This window comes from Paenarthrobacter ureafaciens (genome assembly GCF_004028095.1).
Taxonomy (GTDB): domain Bacteria; phylum Actinomycetota; class Actinomycetes; order Actinomycetales; family Micrococcaceae; genus Arthrobacter; species Arthrobacter ureafaciens.
The window spans coordinates 954313-972604 of the sequence record NZ_SBHM01000007.1 but is presented as its reverse complement, the minus strand read 5'-3'; the positions used below and the strand labels follow the sequence as shown (position 1 = coordinate 972604).

Genomic DNA, 18292 nt, shown 5'->3' with positions numbered 1-18292 from the left:
CGCTCATTTCAGTAAGGAAAAGTCATGACCGCAAGCACCAATGCTGCCCCCGGGCAGCGTGAGCGGCTCACCAGCCGCCAAACCCGCAAGGTTGTCACCGCAGGCTGTGTTGGCATCTTCGTGGAACTGTACGACAACGGCATTTTCGCCTTCATGGCGGGAACACTGGCCCTGGTATTCCTCGCCCCCGGAAACCCGGACAATGCGCTGTTGTTCGTGTTCGCCGGCTACGCCGTGTCCTTCTTCGTCCGGCCGCTCGGCGCGATTGTTTGCGGCTACCTCGGGGACAGGATCGGCAGGCAAAAGCTGCTTGTCTTCGTGATCATGCTGATCAGCGTGGCCACGGCCGGTATTGGTTTGCTGCCGCCGTATGCAGCGATCGGCATCGCTGCGCCCATCTTGTTGGTGCTGTTGCGCCTGGTGCAGGGCTTCTCCGTGGGCGGCGAAGCTGCCGGCGCCATGACCTTCCTCGCTGAGCACGCTCCTGAAGGCAAGCGCGGCGTCATCACGTCATACGCCCAGATCGCCTCATTCGCCGCACTCCTCACCGGCACCCTGGTTGCCTACGCAATGTCGCCGTGGCTTACCCAGGCAGCCATCGACGGCGGCGGCTTTGGTTCCTTCGCGTGGCGAATCCCCTTCCTTGTCGCCATCCCCATGGGCATCATCGGCTGGTACATCCGCAAGGCCATCAACGACACCCCCAACTTCGAGAAGCTCAAGGAAGAGGGCGGTCTGTCCAAGAACCCCCTCAAGGAAGCCCTCGCCAGCCCGGTCCACCGCCGCGCCATGCTGTTGGCCCTCTTCATTCCGCTGATGAACGGCTCCGGCTACTACGTCCTCTTCTCCTACATGCCCACGTTCCTGAAGGGTAAGCAGTTGAACTTCACCATCGGCGAGGCTCTGCTCGTCACGGCCTGCAGCCTGGTGGTCATCTGCATCGCGATTCCGTTCATGGGTGCCCTGTCCGACAGGCTCGGCCGCAAGAAGGTCATCGCGGGCTCGGCAATCGGCATGGCAGTGCTGGGCATCCCGTCCTACGCACTGATCGCCACCGGTGAGATGGGCCTGGCCATCCTCGGTGCCTGCATTATGGCCGTCATCTTTGCCGGGCACACCGCAGTCATCCATATCCTGCTGGTCGAACTGTTCCCCACCCGGGTCCGCTACTCCGCCTACGGCGTGGGTTACAACATTTCCTCGGCACTGTTCGGCGGCACCGCACCGCTGCTGATGACGTGGCTGATCAGCAGCACGAACAACATCTACATGCCGGCCTTCTACGCAGTGGTCACGGCCTTGGGCACGCTCATCGCCGTCAGCACGGTCAAGGACCGCGCCCACGAACCCCTGCGCGACGCCTAGGCGCAGTCCTCTTTCCGCCGGGTAGGGCCCGGAAACGGCCCTACCCCCTCGGCGGTCGCCCCTACGGCGGCGTCCGCCCCTTCCCACCTTTGGAGAACCAATGTCCTTTTCTGACTACACCACCGCCCTTGTCACCGGCGCTTCCACCGGCATGGGTGCGGCGATCGCCGAGCGCCTGGCCAAGCGCGGCCTGACGGTCCACGCGGTTGCCCGCAACGAAGCCCGCCTGACTGAACTGGCCGACCGCACCGGAGCCGTCCCGCACGTGCTGGACCTGACCGACACGGCCGCGCTCACCGACGTTGTCAGCGGCCTCAACGTGGATGTCCTGGTCAACTGCGCCGGGGTGTCCCGCCCGGGTAACATCCTGGACTCATCTGAGCAGGACATTGACGAACTGGTGGACGTGAACCTGCGAGGACTGCTCCAGCTCACGCGACTTGTGCTGCCGGGCATGGTGGAACGCGACCTCGGCCACGTGATCAACATCAGCTCGATCGCCGGCGTGTACAACTTCTACGGCCACACGGTCTACCACGCCACCAAAGCCGCGGTGCACCAGATCTCCCGCCAGCTCCGCAACGACACCGTGGGCAAGCGCATCCGCGTCACCGAGATCTGCCCCGGCCGGGTGGAAACCGAGATCTTCGGCCGGAACATGGGCGGCACTCCCGAGGCCATGGAAGAAGCCTGGAAGACCTACTACGAAGGCTATGAATCGCTCACCACGGACGACATCGTGAACGCACTGGACTACGCCATCGAGACTCCGCGCCACGTCAACGTCGGCATGCTCGAACTCATGCCAACCTTCCAGGTTCCCGGCGGCCTTACCTTCGATCGGCGCTGACACCCGGCGTTGTCATCCGGCGCCCCCATAAGGCGCCCCACAGGTTCCGGCGGCACTCACTCCCGTCGCCGGAAAATATAGGCCGGCGGCCGCACTTCTGCGGCCGCCGGCACCCGTTTGAGCCAGTGGTCTTCACGCTCGACGGCGGCTGGTTCAGTCCTCTTCGAGGGTCTTGGTCAGGTGGTGGGTGGGAATACGGTCGCGGTCATACGTGATCTCGGTGTAGCCGTGGGGCTGCGGGCGGCCGTCCGGTCCCAGGTTGACGAAGACAATTTCCTCAATCGTGAGGATGCTCTGGCGGGTGATCATGTTGCGCACTTCAGCACGCATGGTCAGCGAGGTCCGGCCGAAGCGTTTGGCGGTCAGGCCCATTTCGATCAGGTCACCCTGGACAGCTGAACTTACAAAGTTGATTTCCGAGATGTACTTGGTGACCGCCCGGCCATTGCCCAGCTGGAGAATGGCGTAGATCGCGGCCTCTTCGTCGATCCACTTCAGCAGGCTGCCACCAAAGAGCGTGCCATTGGCGTTGAGGTCCTCGGGCCGAACCCATTTGCGGGTCCGGAAGGTGATGTCTGCTTTTTCCATAAAGCGAGATTATCGAAGAGCGGCATCGAACGCTGGATGTTGCGTTCCCTGAGCTGTTCCTTTGGGCGTGGTCTGGCTAGGCAGCCGGGCCGGGCCCCCGGCTCAAGCCATGGCCGTGTGGGAGGCGCTGTGGGAGTCGATCCGTTTGGAATAGCAGTGCGACTCCTCCGCGCCGACATAGGGGCCGAAGTTGGGGATCTCTTCAAAACCGGAACTTGCATAGAAACTTCGCCCATCCGACTGGGCAGAACCGGCTTCGGCCGTGATGACGCTGAATCCCCTCGAGTGTGCCTGCGCTTCCAATGCAGCCAGGATGGAGCTGGCAACCCTCGATCCCCGGGCGTACGGGACTACATACAGCCGCTTGATTTCGGCCGTGGTGTCATCCAGCATCCTGAGTCCACCGCAGCCGAGGGGCTGGCCGGAACATTTCTCGTACGCCACCACGAACACTGCGGTGTCGGCTTCCGACGGCGGAGGGCCGGGCTCGTGGTCCGTGCTTCCGAAACGCGCATCCAATTCTGCTTGCTGTGCTGCCCGAAGGTCGGCGCCAACGGGGTTCGACCAGGCAACCTGCCGGATGTTGAGCCGGGGATTAGTCTGCATGTGTGCCTCACTTTGCTGCGTTTCGCTGAGGTGGTGATGCGACTTAATCCTAGGAAGGAGTGGTTACCGCGGTGTTTCCTCCGCGTTAGTTCCGGGAGAACTGCTGCTACCCAAGTAGCTCGCATTTGTGGTTGCCAGGAGGGCTCAGAACAACAACTAATGCCAGCTGGTTTGAGCTTGCTCAGCCGGGCGTTAGTGTGCCTCGCCCGTGGGGTCCTCGGCGGTCCTGTCCGCGAGAGCCTGTCCGCCCACCGGCATTTGATCCCAGTGGAGGACGCGCCAGCCGGTCTTCAGGTCGCCTTCGAGCGCAACGATCCCTGTATTGGGCAGGGGATGCCTCTCAGCGAAATTGGTGTCGATGTCCACGGCCCTGCGAGCGGCCCAGCAACGGATCGCGGCGCCGTGACTGACGATTGCCGCCGTCGAGTGTCCGTTGGCCAGCACTTTTTCGACCGAAGCGTCGAACCGGGCAAAGAAGTCGTGCCCGGTGTAGGCGCCGGGCATCCGAAGGTCCAGATCACCGCCGGACCAGGCAAAGACCGTACCCATGTACCGCAGGTGGGACTCATGGTCCGTGTTCGTTTCCAAGGCGCCGGCTTCGATTTCATGCACGCCATCCAGCATCTCCGGGTCCAGCCCGGTGTTCCTGGCAAGTTCTCCTGCCGTGCGCTGTGTCCGCTGGAGGGTGGAAACGTACAGCCCCTCGAGGGACTCGTCCTTGAGGGCCTGGGGAAGCGCGGCGGCCTGCCGTTCACCGAGTTCAGTCAGCCCTGGTCCCGGGAACGCAGTATCCAGCCGGCCTGCCACGTTGCCTGGGGTTTGTCCGTGCCTGATCAACAGGAGCTTCATGGTGCTCCGCTCCTCACGTGTAGGTGTCGGTCCTCGGTGCCTTCAGGACCGAAGACGACGGGGCGCGGGCCCTGCCGTCTTCGGCGCCTGACTGCTTGTTACTTCAGGTGATCCACCAGCTTGTTGGCGATACCCGTGTACTTGCCCGGAGTGAGAGCCAGCAAACGGGCTTCGGCCTCGGGAGAGAGCCCCAGGCCCTGAACAAATTCCTGCATCCGCGCCGCATCCACGCGCTGGCCGCGGGTGAGGTCCTTGAGACGCTCGTACGGGTTCTCCATGCCTTCAACGCCGGCGATGGCTTCTGCTCGCATCACCATTTGGATCGCTTCGCCCAGGACTTCCCAGTTTGTGTCCAGGTCTGCAGCGAGCACATCCTCTGCCACGTCAAGCGCCTTCAAGCCCTTGGCTACGTTGGAAATGGCGAGCAGGGAGTGGCCGAAAGCGACGCCGATGTTGCGCTGCGAGGAGGAATCGGTTAGGTCGCGCTGCCAGCGGGAAGTCACCAAGGTGGCCCCGAGGGTGTCAAGGAGGCCGTTGGAGATCTCCAAGTTGGCTTCTGCGTTTTCGAAGCGGATCGGGTTGACCTTGTGCGGCATCGTTGAAGAACCGGTGGCTCCCGCAACCGGAATCTGACGGAAGTATCCGATGGAGATGTAGCTCCAGATGTCCGTGCAGACGTTGTGGAGAATGCGGTTGAAGCGTGCAATATCCGCGTAGAGTTCGGCCTGCCAGTCGTGGCTTTCGATCTGCGTGGTCAAGGGGTTCCAGGTGAGTCCCAAGCCCTCCACGAACGACTTCGCGACTGCTTCCCAGTCAGCACCGGGCACGGAGGCGACGTGCGCAGCGTACGTGCCCGTGGCGCCGTTGATCTTGCCCAGGTAGTGGGTCTTGGCGATCCGCTCAAGCTGGCGGTTCAGGCGGTGCGCTATGACGGCCAGTTCCTTGCCGAGGGTGGTCGGCGTGGCAGGCTGGCCATGCGTGCGGGACAGCATGGGAACCTCACGGTTCGCTTCCGCCATGGCTTGGATCTGCTCCACCAGAGCCTTGGCATTGGGAAGCCAGACGTCCTCCACGGCACCCTTGATGCCTACAGCGTAGGAGAGGTTGTTGATGTCCTCGGACGTGCAACCGAAGTGCACCATCGCGGTAAGGTTTTCAATCCCGATTTCGGGAAGGCGCCGGCCAATGTAGTACTCGACCGCCTTGACGTCGTGCACGGTGACGGCTTCGATCTCTGCCAGCTCGTTGACGGATGCGGCATTGAAACCGGTGACGATGGCCCGGAGCTTGCCTACCTGCTCGTCGGAGAGGGGTCCGGCGCCGGGGAGTACCGACTGGCTGGTGAGGTGGATGAGCCACTCAACTTCGACGTGAACGCGGTCGCGGTTCAGGGCCGCCTCGGACAGGTAATCGACGAGGGGCGCGACGGCGGCACGGTAGCGGCCATCAAGGGCACCAAGGGCGAGGGGTTCGGAAGCGAGGGACACGCGGGGGGATTCAGCCATGGTGCCCATTCTTTCATGTTCTGCGGGAGGTCCCGAGTTGGTGACACCGCCTCTGTGGAAGCCCACGGCGTTTTCCACATAGCCCTTGTTTCCGCTTCCGGACCCCCGCAGCGGCTCCGTAGCGTCAAGTCCACAGATCACCACCACAACAAAATGGAGTAACGGACTATGAGCGTCGGCTTGATGCCTCCTGCCACCCCGCCTGCCTTTGATCCCTTGGAGTGCGCGTCGCGCGGCCATGAAGTCCAGAGGCTCGCTTGGCGGGCCAACGCGTGCGTGGATCAGGCTGATACTGTACTTGCCGCCCTGCGCCGGGCCCAGTTGGAAGACTGGCAATCACCGGCGGGGCGCGCCTACAGGGCAACCGTGGCAGTTCATGCCTCGGAGCTCCAGCGTGCGCGGGAGTCCCTGGAGGCAGCTGCCGCTGCCATCCTTCGCCACTCCCAAAGCGCCAGTGTCTCCCGGAAAGCGGATCAGTAGTGGCGGATGCAGCACCTGTCGGCGCCGGTTCAGCACCGCAGCCAACTCCTCCGGCCCAGGACGGATACCTCAAAATCAGGGGTGGAATCGGAGGTATCTCTTTTCAGCTCGAAGAACTTCTGAGCGGCGTCGCGGTGATGGACGGACTGGTGCAACAGCTGATCGGCATCGAGGACGAAACGCAGCGGATCCAAGAAGCGCTGGAGCCGTATCTCTACGATTCACTTGCCACCGGCTCCGCTGCCGTGGATGCTGTGGCAGCCGGCCGGCAACACGTCGGACGGGTACGCCGCCAACTGGTGGAAGTCAGCGCCGACGTCCGTGCCAGCGCCCGCGACTACGAAGCCGCGGAAGAACGGCAGGCACGGCCCCATTTCGTCGGCGTCGACGAATTTACGTGGTCCTGGCCGTTGGGGCGCGACGTGACGGAGGAGATAGTCAACAGGGTCGTTCCCGAGGGCCATACCGCCAGGGAATCGGTGCGCGAGACCTTGAATCCCGAGGTCTTTCCAGGTCTGCAGCCCAGAACTGTCGGCATTGAGCCGGTTAGCCAGGAGACGCTGTCCGTGGATCCGTCCATGGCGTGGGCGCTCCGGCGGATTCAGGAGATTCACGCCCGTGGGGACGGCGAAATCGAGGTCATCCGGACGGACAACGGTGGCGCGCCGTCGTGGATGGTGATGATTCCAGGCACCGAACCCGAACAGGAGAACATGGGCGGGTCTAACCCATTGGATGAGGCCGGCATTGCTGAGGCCATAGGGTATGACTCCCAATACGTGGTGCCGGCCATTGCCGAGGCCCTTCGGGAAGCGGGAGCATCACGTGGAGACCACGTTGTGGCCGTCGGGCACAGCCAGGGTGGAGTCCATGCCATGAACCTCAGCCAGAACAAAGCATTTCTTGCGGAGTTCGACCTCAAGTACGTGCTGACGGCCGGCTCACCCACAGGGGAAATAATTCCCGAGCCGGGAATCACGGTGCTTCACTTCGAGCACGCCCAGGATTGGGTGCCGGGCAGCGAAGGGAAGGCGAATCCCGAGACAAGGGACAGAACTACGGTGACGCTCACAAAGCCCGTTGGGGTGCCTGAAGGAGAGGACCCCGGCTTGGGTCCGGGGCATGACCTGGACAATTATGCGGAAGGCGCCGAGTTGGCAGCCGCCAGTCAAGATCCGTCCTTGGTGGCGTCTACTGCTGTATTTGCCGGTGCAGTTGGCTCCGGTGCAGGTGCGGCCGTCTCCAGGTTCAAGCTGGTCCGGGCTCCCGCGCCGGTCGCCGTTCCTGCCCCTGACGGACGGTCCGCCCTGCGGATCCCGCATCTCCCGGAGTCAAGATCCGGATCCGGGCCTCGATAGGCCGTCCCTGAAATGCTCTATCGGTTGCGGGTTCCGGGGATCAAACCGGCAACCAAGCTCACCACGCTGATGATGATCGAGGCGAGGATAGCTGTCCAGAAGAAGGAATCGATGGTCAGATGCACCGGCGTAAAACTGCTGAGCCATGCGGTGAGGTAAAGCATCGCCGCGTTGATCACGATCGTGAAGAGACCGAGAGTCAGGATCGTCACCGGGAGGGACAGGAGCTTGACCAACGGCCTGACCACGGCATTCACAACGCCGAAAATCAGTCCTATGAAGAGATAAGCGAGGACGATTCCCACCGTGTCGGCACTATTGGTAAGTCCGGCATTTGCTGCCGCCTTCTCCGTTGCTGCCGTGGAAATCTCCAGGCCTGTCAAAAGCCAACTGGCAACCCACAGGGCCAGTCCGTTGATGATGACTCGAACAATGAAGGAACCCATGCACCTAATGCTTCCATACCGCGTTGTGTTGACACTGCTGCGGGCAATAAATAACGAATGCCTATCGCGCTTCACCGTCGATGACCTGCAAGTAGGCTTGAAGCCATGACTAATTCTGACAACGTACCGGAGGGCGTACTCCCTCGACCGGTCGTGGGCAGGCTTCCCAAATACGCGGCGGGTAAACCTCCTGCCGCGATTGAGGGCCTCACCAGCTACAAATTGTCGTCCAATGAAAACCCGCTGCCCCCAATTCCTGCAGTGTTGCAGGCAATCGCGGACCAGTCGGACATCAACCGCTACCCGGATCCGCTGGCCACCAAGCTGCGCAATGCGCTGGCGAAGTTCCTCGACATACCCGCTGACGACGTCGTCACAGGGGCAGGCAGTCTTGGCGCCCTCAACCAGATCCTCGCCACCTTCGCCGGTCAAAACGACGATGGCAAGCCTGATGAAGTGATCTACGCGTGGCGCTCCTTTGAGGCCTACCCCATCTGTGTTGGCCTCGCGGGAGCGGCCAGCGTCCAGATCCCTTTGTTGAAGGACGGGCGGCATGACCTGGAGACAATGGCTGCTGCTGTTACTGTCCGCACGAAAGTCATTCTGCTCTGCACGCCGAACAATCCCACGGGACCGATCCTCACCGCCGAGGAAACGGAACAATTCATCAAGTCCGTCCCGCCAAACGTCGTGGTGGTCATCGACGAGGCGTATCAGGAGTTCGTCAGGGACCCCGAAGCTGTCGACGGCATCAAGCTTTACCGAAAATACCCGAATGTGGTGGTGCTGAGGACGTTCTCCAAGGCTCACGGTTTGGCCGGTCTGCGCGTCGGGTACAGCGTTTCCGGTCCGCTGCTGACGCAACACCTGCGCGTCACGGCGACTCCCTTTGCTGTCTCGCAAATTGCGGAACGCGCTGCGGTCACATCCTTGGAGAATTTCGACCAGGTTGTGGAAAGGGTACAAAGCCTCGTCGATGAACGTGAACGCGTTGTCAACGGGCTCAGGGAGCTCGGATGGTTCGTTCCGGATGCCCAAGGGAACTTCGTGTGGCTGAACCTGGGTTCGAACAGTGGCGAGTTTGCGGCGTTGGCTGCGGAACAGGCGTTGTCCGTGCGCGCCTTCGGAGATGAGGGGGTCCGGGTAAGCATTGGCGAGGTTGAAGCGAACAGCAGATTCCTCCAGCTCTGTGCAGGTTATACAAAGGCGCCGGAGGGTTCCTAGCGGTTAACGAATGTCCCACCGCTACCTACTGCCTATAAAGTAAGGACCGAAAGCCAAAATATATGCCCATTCAGGAATGCATTCCTGAATGGGCATATATCCCAGCGACAGAATTGCCACTGCGAACGGCGGGGGCTAGCAAGGAGACTGTATGGGCTCGACACAACTGCCCTCCGGGGCTGACCAGACTCTGGCGGCGGCGTCGGCGGCAGTCGCGCCGGAAGAAGCTGTAGACATGGTCCAGCTGTTGGGCCCGGACGGACAGCTCGGCACCGATTCCATCTTCTCGGACTACGCCAAGCGGATAGATCCGGAAAAGCTTCGCGTCTTCTACACAGACATGGCACGGATCCGTCGCTTCGACCAGGAAGCCACCGCCCTCCAACGGCAAGGTGAATTGGCTTTGTGGGTTCCGCTCACGGGCCAGGAAGCTGCCCAGATCGGCTCGGGCCATGCGAGCCAGCCGCAGGACTACATTTTTCCCACGTACCGCGAACACGGTGTCGCGCTGGTCCGGAATGTCGATCTCTCCGAGCTGCTCAGGCAGTTCCGCGGTGTCTCCAATGGAGGTTGGGATCCCCGCGAAAACAACTTCCATCTCTACACCTTGGTTCTCGCCGCCCAGACCCTGCATGCCGTTGGCTACGCCATGGGCATCCAGCGGGACCAGAAGGCAGCGCACGATTCGTCTGACCCCAAAGCGGCAGTCATCGCCTACTTCGGTGACGGCGCCAGCTCCGAGGGCGACGTCCACGAATCCATGGTTTTTGCAGCCTCCTATAACGCCCCGGTGGTGTTCTTCTGCCAAAACAACCACTGGGCCATCTCGGTGCCCACTGAAGTGCAGACCAAAGTTCCCCTCGCCAACCGGGCCAAGGGATACGGCTTCCCGGGCATACGCGTTGACGGCAATGACGTGATTGCGGTCCACGCTGTTACTGAATGGGCGCTGGAACATGCAAGAGAGGGCCGGGGCCCCGTGCTGATCGAGGCCTACACCTATCGGGTCGGCGCTCACACCACCGCTGACGATCCCACCAAATACCGGGAATCCGCCGAGGAAGCAGCCTGGCGGGAGAAGGACCCGCTGGAGCGGCTGGAGAAGTACCTCCGCGCGGAAGGGCTCGCGGATGACGCCTTCTTCGAACAGGTCAAAGCCGACGGCGACGAACTTGCCAAGTACGTCCGCAGCACCACCCACGGCCTCGAGGTTCCGGATATCCGTGACGCCTTCGCCAACGTCTACGCAGAGCAGCACCCGCTGATCGCGGAGGAACTGGCGTGGTTCGAAGAGTATTCGGCAGGGTTTGAAAGCGAAGAGGAGGCATCCAACTGATGGCAACAATGACCATCGCCAAGGCCATCAACGAAGGCCTCCGCGCATCGCTGAAGAGCAATCCGAAGTCCTTGCTCATGGGAGAGGACATCGGACACCTGGGCGGCGTCTACCGGGTTACCGACGGCCTCATCAAGGAATTCGGCGAGGACCGTGTGGTGGACAGCCCGCTTGCCGAGTCCGGAATCGTGGGCACAGCTATTGGACTTGCACTCCGCGGCTACTCACCAGTGTGTGAGATCCAGTTCGATGGCTTTGTCTTCCCGGCCTTCAACCAGATCACCACGCAGTTGGCCAAGATCCATTCCCGCAGCTTGGGAAAGCTGAGGGTGCCCGTGGTTATCCGGATCCCGTACGGCGGAGGAATCGGGTCGATTGAGCACCACTCCGAGTCTCCGGAAGCGTTGTTTGCGCACACTGCAGGCCTGCGCATCATTACCCCGTCCAACCCGCACGACGCCTACTGGATGATCCAGAAGGCGATCCAATGCCAGGACCCGGTGATTTTCTTCGAGCCGAAGCGCCGCTACTGGCTCAAGGGTGACGTTGATGTGGAGGATGCCGGACTGTCGGAGGATCCCTTCAAGGCGCACGTAGTCCGGGAGGGAACGGACGCCACGATTGTTGCGTACGGGCCCTTGGTTCCCGTTGCCCTGGCTGCCGCCAACGCCGCAGCCGAGGATGGCCGAAGCATCGAGGTAGTGGACCTGCGTTCGATTTCCCCGGTGGACTTTGACACGGTGGAGGCTTCCGTCAAGAAGACCGGCCGGCTCATCGTGGCCCATGAAGCCCCGACGTTCGGCGGCATTGGCGGGGAGATCGCTGCCCGCATCAGCGAGCGGGCGTTCCTGCACCTGGAGGCCCCGGTGATTCGCGTGGGCGGATTCCACATGCCCTACCCGGTGGCGAAGGTTGAGGAGGACTACTTGCCGGACATCGACAAGATCCTCGAAGCGCTCGACCGCTCCCTGGCCTACTAACCCTGCACTGATCCAGCCCCTCCTGAGGGCGCACGGAAACCGAGGACCACTGTGACTGTAAAGAAATTCAACCTGCCGGACGTTGGCGAGGGCCTCACCGAGGCCGAGGTCGTGGCGTGGAAGGTTAAGCCGGGCGACACTGTGGCAATCAACGATGTCCTTTGCGAGATCGAGACGGCCAAGTCCCTCGTTGAGCTGCCTTCTCCATACGCCGGCACGGTCACCGAGCTCTTGGTGGAAGAAGGGATCACCGTGGAGGTTGGGACCCCCATCGTGGCCGTCTCCGAGGGCCAATCCGGCGAAGCAGTTCCCCAGCCCCAAGCCCCTGCTGCGGGTGGGGAAACGGCCTCTTCAACAAACCAGAGCCAGCCATCCGCAGGTCAGTCCGCGGTACAGGACGCCGGACCCATGTACGGGAAGCTTCCGGCGGACAGCGGTGATGCACCGGCCGGCGGCCCCTTGGTTGGCTCCGGACCGAAGGCGGACGCCGTCAAGCGCCGTCCCCGCAAGCGTTCGGTAACGGCGGCTGTTCCCGTCGCGGAGAGCCCGGAAGGAACCGTCCAGGACCACCAGGCTGCCCTCGCCGCCCAAGCAGCCGTACCGTCGGTGCCGCAGCGGCCGCACCCGGCCCCCGCCGTCGTGCCTTCCGCTGCTCCGGCCTCCCAGCAAGCGTCTCCGGTCCAGGGAACAACCCCAACGGCGGCCTCGCGCGGTGCCGTGATCGGCGGAACCATCACGGGGCTGGTGAACAGGGTCTTGGCGAAGCCGCCGGTCCGTAAATTCGCCCGTGATCTGGGGATCGACCTTGCCGACGTCGTGGCCACCGGCCAGCGCGGGGAAGTGACCAGGGAGGATTTGGTCAGCTACCAGGCACAGCGCGATGCCGAGCTGGATGGTGCCGATTCGTTCTGGGGCGCCTCGAAGAAGCCGCAGGAGCAGAGAATCGAACGCGTACCCGTCAAGGGCGTACGCAAGGCAACCGCCAAAGCGATGGTGGACTCAGCGTTCTCTGCCCCGCATGTGAGCATTTTTGTGGATGTCGACGCCAGCCGGACCATGGAGTTCGTGAAGCGGCTCAAGGCCTCCCGCGACTTCGAGGGCATCAAGGTTTCACCGCTGCTCATCCTGGCCAAGGCCGTCATCTGGGCAGCGGCCCGGAACCCGAGCGTGAACGCGGCATGGGTTGACGACGCTGACGGCAAGGGCGGCGCCGAGATCCAGATCAAGCACTTCATGAACCTGGGCATCGCTGCAGCGACCCCGCGTGGTCTCATGGTGCCCAACATCAAGGACGCCCAGGACCTCTCCCTCAAGGAACTGGCCTTGGCGCTCAACGAACTGGCCACCAAAGCACGTGCCGGCAAGACCCAGCCAGCGGAAATGCAGGGCGGAAGCCTGACCATCACCAACATCGGAGCGCTGGGTATTGATACGGGAACCCCGATCATCAACCCGGGCGAGGTTGCCATCATTGCTTTCGGAACCATCAAGCAGAAGCCGTGGGTACTGGACGGTGAGGTGATCCCCCGCTGGATCACCACTCTGGGCGGTTCGTTCGACCACCGCGTTGTGGACGGCGATTTGTCGGCCCGCTTCATGGCTGACGTCGCAGCGATCCTGGAAGAACCGGCGCTGCTGCTCGACTAAGCAGGACCTTGAATGCAAACCGGCTGCACACTTGCCATAGGCAACGGTGCAGCCGGCTTTGTTTAAGCGAGGTCGGCGTTTAAGCGAGGTCGGCGCCGCGCGTCCATTGCCCTCGATAGGCGGCACTACGCTACCGCGCCAGGCCTGTCGCGATTCGTCGTGCCGTTGGTCCGGTGAGTGCTGCGACGGTGACCGCCATGAGGAGCCCGGCCACTGCGTACACGGAGATCATGACCGGGGCGGGCGTACGCTCATCCACGATCGGCGATGGTGCGATTGTCCAGAGGAGGCCTGCTGCCCAGGCGCCGGCGTTCACCGGGATCCAGCGCAAGGTTTGCGATCCGCCGCGGCGCAGAACCAGCCACTGCAGCGATGGAATTGTCACCAGCAACAGCATCGCACCACCGGTGACCAGAGCGAGAGTTGGCGGTGAGGAGATGTCCAAGCCCCCTTGGATGCCCGGGAGCATGCCAAGGGACCACGCAACAGCGGCGCCGGCAGAGGTGGCCACGATCCAAGGAACCCGCGAAACCACCCCGCGGCCGAAGCCCAGCCACTGCCCGTACCCCAGCAAGGCGCCCTCACAGGCGCCGGCGGCGATCATGGCCGGGTAGACCACGGTGTCCGGGGCTCCGGTCAACCCCAGCCAAGCGCCCATGCTCGCTGGAATCAGGAATCCGAGTGCTTCCCCTGCCGCCACCATGATGATCCACCGCGGGAGGAAGCCCACGGGTGCGTCACCAGCCTTCGTCACAGGCCCTGCCTTTGGCCCCGCTCGAAGACAAGAGACCACGGATGCTCTCCTTTGCCTGTTTGCTCCCAGCCGTCCCTTGCGAGGTCTTCGAGGAGCCGGTCCAGGGCTTGTCGCATGCCGGGCGAGTATGTCTCCTCCGGCGGACCATCCCGGTAGGAGCGCGGTGAGGTGAACGTGTCGCTTGTATAAAGGGAGCGTCCATTGGACCGGGCCACAAAGCGGAGGAGTCTGCTGCCGTACTGCGATGTCAGGACCGTCAGGATCCCGGCCCACCAGGACGTACTCCCGATATCCTCCAGTTCCACGGTCAGCCGCTCACCCATGGACCGATTATGCGACTCGCCGGTACCGGTCGACCACCCCACATGCGAGCGGGCGTCGGCAGGCTCTCCGAAATCTAGAAGAACAGCAGCACAAAGCCGCCAATCGTGCTCAACAAACCAACGGCAGTGAGAACCAGCCCCAGGAGCAGGACGGTCCGGTCGGGCCGGGGAGGGGTCAGGGACCAGCGGGCCGGATGGCAGGTGTCGTAGTGAACCTGGACAGGGTTCCGCCCGTCCGCAGGCAGGACGGCTTCAAGAAGCACCTGCCGTTCGCTCCCATCCGGGCGGTTCCAGCGGAGTCCGGTGAATCCTCCGGCGCTGAACGTCGTCGCTTCCACCGAGTCCCACTGGCACCGGCGTTTGGCAATGATCCACGCCGCGATGAGAAGGGGCACGCCGGGAACGAAGCCCACCCAGGTCATCATTTCCAGGATCGGGCCGAGAACATCCACAGGTGCCGCCACAGCCTGATCTTACGGCTTCCGTCCTTAGTGGGAAGTGCTTTTCTTCTTTCCGAACGGCAGTACACGCCGGACGGCCTGCACCAGGACCATGACGCCGGAACCCCAAAGGATGCCCAGGATCGCCGAACACAGAGTGTTGATCAGCCACGCAAGGGCGCGGCCTATCGCGGGGATTTCAGCCACGGGCGATTCGAGTTTATGGACCAGGTCATAGGGCAGGTGCCAGCCGAGGTCGTAGCTGGCTTGCAGCAAGATATGTCCGCCAACCCAGAGCATGGCGATCGTTCCGACCACCGTGATCACGGTGAGGACTTTTGGCATTGCGGCGACCAGCAGGTGCCCGGTTCGCTGGGTGGCCGGGGCATCTCTCTTGGTCAAGTGGAGGCCGATGTCGTCCATTTTGACGATGAGCGCCACTGCCCCGTACACGGCCACGGTGATGATGATGGCCACGACGACCAAAATAAGGGCGCGAACCCAGAGGGATTCGACGGCGACCTCGTTCAGGGCGATGACCATGATTTCGCAGGACAGGATGAAGTCGGTGGTGATGGCGCCACGGGTGACTTTGGCCTCGGCTTCCGGCCCGCGGTCCGGGGCCGGAGCGTCGGCGGCTTCGGCATGGCCCCGCACCTTGTGCCAGACCTTCTCGGCGCCCTCGTAGCAGAGGTAGGTGCCCCCGAGCAGGAGGATCACAGGAATGATTCCCGGTATGAAGGCGCTGATCAGCAGCAGGGCCGGCAGGATGATCAGCAGTTTGTTTCGCAGCGACCCCCAGAAGATCCTGCGGATCATGGGCAGTTCCCGGGACGGGTCCACCCCGGACACGTACTGCGGTGTCACGGCCGCATCGTCAATGACGACGCCGGCGGCCTTCGCCCCGGCCTTCGCGGCGCCGGCGGCGACATCATCTACAGAGGCGGCGGCCAAGCGGGCCAGTGCAGCGACGTCATCCAGCAGCGCAATCAGACCCCCGCTCACAGCTTCACACCATCCTGTAGGGGTGCATCCAGGCGGACAAGATTATCTGGGGCAAGACCTGAAAGCTGCATAGTCGCAGTCTACGTCCCGGGCTTGCCCGGCACGAAAATATTCCGGTTAGTCGAACTCGAGGCCGAGCAGGGCGTTTTCGGTGACTTCGGGCAGCGCAGGGTGGATCCAGTATTGCTTGGAGGCGAAGTCGCGCACGTCGAGGTCGAAGCTGAGGACGGTGATCATCTGCTGGATCAAGGTGGAAGCCTGCGGGCCCATGTAGTGCGCGCCGAGGAGTTTTCCGGTGCTGCGGTCCGCGATGAGTTTGCAGATCCCGGTGGTGTCTTCCAGTGCCCACCCGTAGGCGACGTCCCCGTAGTGCTGGACTTTGGTTGTCACGTTGTGCCCGTGTTCGCGGGCCTGGTCCTCGGTCATGCCGACGGTGGCGATCTGGGGATGGGTGAACGTGGCGGCGGGGACGTGGTCGTGCGGCAGCTTCCTCAGGTTTCCGGGGTTCAGCAGGTTGTGCCGGACTGAGCGCATTTCGGCGTTGGCTACGTGTTTGAGCATGTAGGGGGACGAAACGTCGCCGAGGGCCCAGACGCCTGGCGCCGACGTCGAGCGGCCGTATTCGTCCACCTTGATGCGTCCGTCTTCTGTCATCTCGATCCCGCCGAAAGACAGGTCCAGCCGGTCCCCGTTGGGGATCCGTCCAGTGGCTACCAGCAGTACCTCCCCGGTGGCGGTCGAGCCGTCGTCGAGCCGGACCTTTACGCCGTGGTCTGTCTCTTCGACGCCCACGGTGGTTCTCCCCGCCCTGACGTCGAAGCGTTCTGCGGCCAAGGAGTTGAAACGGTCGTGGAGGTCCTGGTCGAGGTGGCGCAGGAGCGTCGAGCGGGCGATGATCGTGACGTCGGTGCCCAGGGCATCGAAGACGTGGGCGAATTCCATGGCGATGGAACCCCCGCCGATGATCACCACGGACCTGGGCTGTGCGGGCAGCCGCATGATGTCTTCGCTGGTGTGGTAGCGGACGCCCGAGGCGGCGATGACTTCCGGGACTGAGGGCCGGGAGCCGGCGGCGACGACGATCCGGTCACCGGAGATGGTTTTCCCGTGTGTTCCTTGGCCTGTGCGCAGTGTGCGCTCTCCAATGAAGACGGCGTGTTGGTCATAGACGTCGATGTTTGGCGTCCTGGGGCCGCGGCGATATTCCTCACCAGCGGCGGCGATGGGATCGATGCGGGTCTGGAAGATACGGCTTACGATGCCCGGCCAGTCGACTGAGTTGACCGTAGCCAGGACGCCCAACCGCCCGGACTCAGCAATTTCCAGGGCCGTGTCTGCAACGTGAACGTACATTTTGGACGGGATGCAGCCGGCATTGAGGCAGGTGCCGCCGAATGAAGCTTCTTCGATGATCGCAATCGACAGGTCTTCGAACTCCGGACCCGGGATGGAGTTCCCGGACCCGGTGCCGATGATGACCAGGTCATAGTGCCGATCGGCGGCAGCAGCTTCCATGCGGGTTCCTCCCTGAGGGCTTTCCTCCACCCTAGTGAACCCGCGCCCGATTACCCGGCGCCGAGAGGCCTTTGCGCTTTGCGAAGCCGGGCGAGCCCCAGCACCGTCATGGCTGCTGTGCCGAGCAGAACCAGGATCAGCAATCCCAGCAGAGGAAGCTCATGGATGGCAAGCTGGGGGATTCGGCGCGAGGGCACAGCCAGCACGCCTACGAACGCGCCGATCAGACCGAAGTAGCTACCCGTCATGAAGCTGCGGTGGGCCCGAATATTCCCTGTTCTTACAGCCCACAACCCTGCGGTCAGAGTGCCAAACGTCAGAGCTGAGAGTGCATGGAGCCAGTTGAATCCGCCGTCTATGGTTCGGATTCCGAATGAGGTCAACACCACGATGTACATGGCAACAACCCAGATTCGCCCCACAATCCTATGGAGACTGCCGCCTTTGGTTCGACGCAGCAGATTGACGGCTCCAAATATGAGTGCATAGCTGGCGGCCACTGCGTGCACAGCAATCAGGACAGTCCAGGAAGAAGGCATACTCCGGAGCGTAGCGGACCCGGGAAGCCTCCGGCCCTCTTTACGGTCTGTGCTGCGGTTTTAGAACGCCGGGTAGTTGACCAGCAATGCTTGAAGGTCCGAAGAGGACATGTGGTTGGAGAGCTCAATGCTCACGCCCATGGCAGCGGCCGCGATGGTGAGCATGGCGATGCAGGCCACGGACAGAAAGCGCCAGTCATTGCGGAAGACGCTGCCGATGGTCTCGGGCATGTCCAGCTGCGGGGCGATCATGTTGGGGGCGCTGTCCCAGGAGCCGTCGTCCAGCAGGGCAATGATGCGGTCATTGCTGCGGTCGAAATGCATGGTGCTGATGTTGTTGCCGTGGCGGGCCAGCAGGATGTCGTGTCCAACGCGCTGACGAGGCTGCAAAGTAAGCAAGAATATCCCCTGGAATCGAAAGAATAGTGGTGGCTCACATCATTGGGGGCATCTCGATTTTATAACGGTTGCAACTTTCGCCG

At 62.7% G+C, this 18292-nt stretch carries 20 protein-coding genes; 8 read left to right on the top strand and 12 right to left on the bottom strand.

Translation table 11 applies throughout. The features are described from left to right. Positions 1–24 precede the first annotated feature (24 nt). On the top strand, positions 25–1365 hold the full coding sequence (locus tag AUR_RS08715) for an MFS transporter (RefSeq protein ID WP_021472982.1): 1341 nt from the start codon (positions 25–27) through the stop codon (positions 1363–1365). Between the two features lie 100 nt (positions 1366–1465). Continuing rightward, positions 1466–2215, top strand: coding sequence for an SDR family oxidoreductase (locus tag AUR_RS08710; protein WP_021472983.1), 750 nt, complete (start codon positions 1466–1468; stop codon positions 2213–2215). A 153-nt stretch (positions 2216–2368) separates the two neighbouring features. Here the strand turns inward: AUR_RS08710 and AUR_RS08705 are convergent, their stop codons facing one another. The 4 genes from AUR_RS08705 to purB all read right to left on the bottom strand — a co-directional run bounded on the left by AUR_RS08705 (position 2369) and on the right by purB (position 5763). Further along, positions 2369–2803 (bottom strand): acyl-CoA thioesterase, encoded by a 435-nt coding sequence (locus AUR_RS08705; RefSeq protein WP_021472984.1) that lies wholly within the window; start codon positions 2801–2803, stop codon positions 2369–2371. A 102-nt stretch (positions 2804–2905) separates the two neighbouring features. Continuing rightward, positions 2906–3409, bottom strand: coding sequence for a GNAT family N-acetyltransferase (locus AUR_RS08700; RefSeq protein WP_021472985.1), 504 nt, complete (start codon positions 3407–3409; stop codon positions 2906–2908). A gap of 192 nt (positions 3410–3601) precedes the next feature. Further along, positions 3602–4258, bottom strand: a complete 657-nt coding sequence (locus AUR_RS08695) for a histidine phosphatase family protein (RefSeq protein WP_062098454.1) — start codon at positions 4256–4258, stop codon at positions 3602–3604. 98 nt (positions 4259–4356) lie between these two features. Continuing rightward, a complete protein-coding gene (purB, locus tag AUR_RS08690; RefSeq protein ID WP_062099383.1) occupies positions 4357–5763 on the bottom strand; it encodes an adenylosuccinate lyase in 1407 nt (468 codons plus the stop codon). Between the two features lie 168 nt (positions 5764–5931). On the opposite strand from purB, the gene AUR_RS08685 reads away from it, so the two are divergent. Both AUR_RS08685 and AUR_RS08680 read left to right on the top strand, forming a co-directional pair. Continuing rightward, positions 5932–6243: a hypothetical protein gene (locus AUR_RS08685; RefSeq protein ID WP_062098452.1), complete on the top strand. Its 312-nt coding sequence runs from the start codon at positions 5932–5934 to the stop codon at positions 6241–6243. Beyond that, a complete protein-coding gene (locus AUR_RS08680; RefSeq protein WP_062098450.1) occupies positions 6243–7601 on the top strand; it encodes an alpha/beta hydrolase family protein in 1359 nt (452 codons plus the stop codon). The genes AUR_RS08685 and AUR_RS08680 overlap by 1 nt, the downstream gene beginning before the upstream one ends. A gap of 17 nt (positions 7602–7618) precedes the next feature. Here the strand turns inward: AUR_RS08680 and AUR_RS08675 are convergent, their stop codons facing one another. Next, positions 7619–8047 carry a phage holin family protein gene (locus AUR_RS08675; RefSeq protein ID WP_021472990.1) on the bottom strand — a complete coding sequence of 143 codons (429 nt, stop codon included), beginning with the start codon at positions 8045–8047 and terminating at the stop codon, positions 7619–7621. Between the two features lie 105 nt (positions 8048–8152). On the opposite strand from AUR_RS08675, the gene AUR_RS08670 reads away from it, so the two are divergent. The 4 genes from AUR_RS08670 (at position 8153) to AUR_RS08655 (ending at position 13234) form a co-directional block, all read left to right on the top strand. Then, positions 8153–9271, top strand: coding sequence for a histidinol-phosphate transaminase (locus AUR_RS08670; protein WP_062098448.1), 1119 nt, complete (start codon positions 8153–8155; stop codon positions 9269–9271). Between the two features lie 151 nt (positions 9272–9422). Further along, the gene (pdhA, locus tag AUR_RS08665) at positions 9423–10607 is read left to right on the top strand and encodes a pyruvate dehydrogenase (acetyl-transferring) E1 component subunit alpha (RefSeq protein ID WP_062098446.1); all 1185 of its coding nucleotides are present in this window, start codon (positions 9423–9425) and stop codon (positions 10605–10607) included. Next, positions 10607–11587 carry an alpha-ketoacid dehydrogenase subunit beta gene (locus tag AUR_RS08660; RefSeq protein ID WP_021472993.1) on the top strand — a complete coding sequence of 327 codons (981 nt, stop codon included), beginning with the start codon at positions 10607–10609 and terminating at the stop codon, positions 11585–11587. The genes pdhA and AUR_RS08660 overlap by 1 nt, the downstream gene beginning before the upstream one ends. A gap of 51 nt (positions 11588–11638) precedes the next feature. Beyond that, positions 11639–13234 (top strand): 2-oxo acid dehydrogenase subunit E2, encoded by a 1596-nt coding sequence (locus tag AUR_RS08655; RefSeq protein WP_062098444.1) that lies wholly within the window; start codon positions 11639–11641, stop codon positions 13232–13234. Positions 13235–13364: 130 nt separating this feature from the next. Here the strand turns inward: AUR_RS08655 and AUR_RS08650 are convergent, their stop codons facing one another. The 7 genes from AUR_RS08650 to AUR_RS08620 form a co-directional block, all read right to left on the bottom strand. Beyond that, entirely contained in the window at positions 13365–13988 is a 624-nt protein-coding gene (locus AUR_RS08650; protein WP_062098441.1) for a hypothetical protein, read from the bottom strand. After that, positions 13985–14311: a hypothetical protein gene (locus tag AUR_RS08645; RefSeq protein ID WP_021472996.1), complete on the bottom strand. Its 327-nt coding sequence runs from the start codon at positions 14309–14311 to the stop codon at positions 13985–13987. Before AUR_RS08645 ends, AUR_RS08650 begins: the two co-directional genes overlap by 4 nt. A gap of 74 nt (positions 14312–14385) precedes the next feature. Then, the gene (locus AUR_RS08640; RefSeq protein WP_062098439.1) at positions 14386–14775 is read right to left on the bottom strand and encodes a hypothetical protein; all 390 of its coding nucleotides are present in this window, start codon (positions 14773–14775) and stop codon (positions 14386–14388) included. A gap of 24 nt (positions 14776–14799) precedes the next feature. Further along, positions 14800–15756, bottom strand: coding sequence for a DUF808 domain-containing protein (locus AUR_RS08635; protein WP_062098437.1), 957 nt, complete (start codon positions 15754–15756; stop codon positions 14800–14802). A 117-nt stretch (positions 15757–15873) separates the two neighbouring features. Next, positions 15874–17271: a mycothione reductase gene (gene mtr / locus AUR_RS08630; RefSeq protein ID WP_021472999.1), complete on the bottom strand. Its 1398-nt coding sequence runs from the start codon at positions 17269–17271 to the stop codon at positions 15874–15876. A 50-nt stretch (positions 17272–17321) separates the two neighbouring features. Further along, on the bottom strand, positions 17322–17810 hold the full coding sequence (locus AUR_RS08625; RefSeq protein ID WP_062098435.1) for a DUF2306 domain-containing protein: 489 nt from the start codon (positions 17808–17810) through the stop codon (positions 17322–17324). A gap of 60 nt (positions 17811–17870) precedes the next feature. After that, positions 17871–18209 (bottom strand): hypothetical protein, encoded by a 339-nt coding sequence (locus AUR_RS08620; RefSeq protein WP_021473000.1) that lies wholly within the window; start codon positions 18207–18209, stop codon positions 17871–17873. Positions 18210–18292: the final 83 nt, after the last annotated feature.

Excerpts from the sequence above, each read along its gene's own strand:
- AUR_RS08715 (WP_021472982.1), top strand. The coding sequence starts at position 25 with ATGACCGCAAGCACCAATGCTGCCCCCGGGCAGCGTGAGCGGCTCACC.
- AUR_RS08710 (WP_021472983.1), top strand. The coding sequence starts at position 1,466 with ATGTCCTTTTCTGACTACACCACCGCCCTTGTCACCGGCGCTTCCACC.
- AUR_RS08705 (WP_021472984.1), bottom strand. The coding sequence starts at position 2,803 with ATGGAAAAAGCAGACATCACCTTCCGGACCCGCAAATGGGTTCGGCCC.
- AUR_RS08700 (WP_021472985.1), bottom strand. The coding sequence starts at position 3,409 with ATGCAGACTAATCCCCGGCTCAACATCCGGCAGGTTGCCTGGTCGAAC.
- AUR_RS08695 (WP_062098454.1), bottom strand. The coding sequence starts at position 4,258 with ATGAAGCTCCTGTTGATCAGGCACGGACAAACCCCAGGCAACGTGGCA.
- purB (WP_062099383.1), bottom strand. The coding sequence starts at position 5,763 with ATGGCTGAATCCCCCCGCGTGTCCCTCGCTTCCGAACCCCTCGCCCTT.
- AUR_RS08685 (WP_062098452.1), top strand. The coding sequence starts at position 5,932 with ATGAGCGTCGGCTTGATGCCTCCTGCCACCCCGCCTGCCTTTGATCCC.
- AUR_RS08675 (WP_021472990.1), bottom strand. The coding sequence starts at position 8,047 with ATGGGTTCCTTCATTGTTCGAGTCATCATCAACGGACTGGCCCTGTGG.
- AUR_RS08670 (WP_062098448.1), top strand. The coding sequence starts at position 8,153 with ATGACTAATTCTGACAACGTACCGGAGGGCGTACTCCCTCGACCGGTC.
- pdhA (WP_062098446.1), top strand. The coding sequence starts at position 9,423 with ATGGGCTCGACACAACTGCCCTCCGGGGCTGACCAGACTCTGGCGGCG.
- AUR_RS08660 (WP_021472993.1), top strand. The coding sequence starts at position 10,607 with ATGGCAACAATGACCATCGCCAAGGCCATCAACGAAGGCCTCCGCGCA.
- AUR_RS08645 (WP_021472996.1), bottom strand. The coding sequence starts at position 14,311 with ATGGGTGAGCGGCTGACCGTGGAACTGGAGGATATCGGGAGTACGTCC.
- mtr (WP_021472999.1), bottom strand. The coding sequence starts at position 17,271 with ATGGAAGCTGCTGCCGCCGATCGGCACTATGACCTGGTCATCATCGGC.
- AUR_RS08625 (WP_062098435.1), bottom strand. The coding sequence starts at position 17,810 with ATGCCTTCTTCCTGGACTGTCCTGATTGCTGTGCACGCAGTGGCCGCC.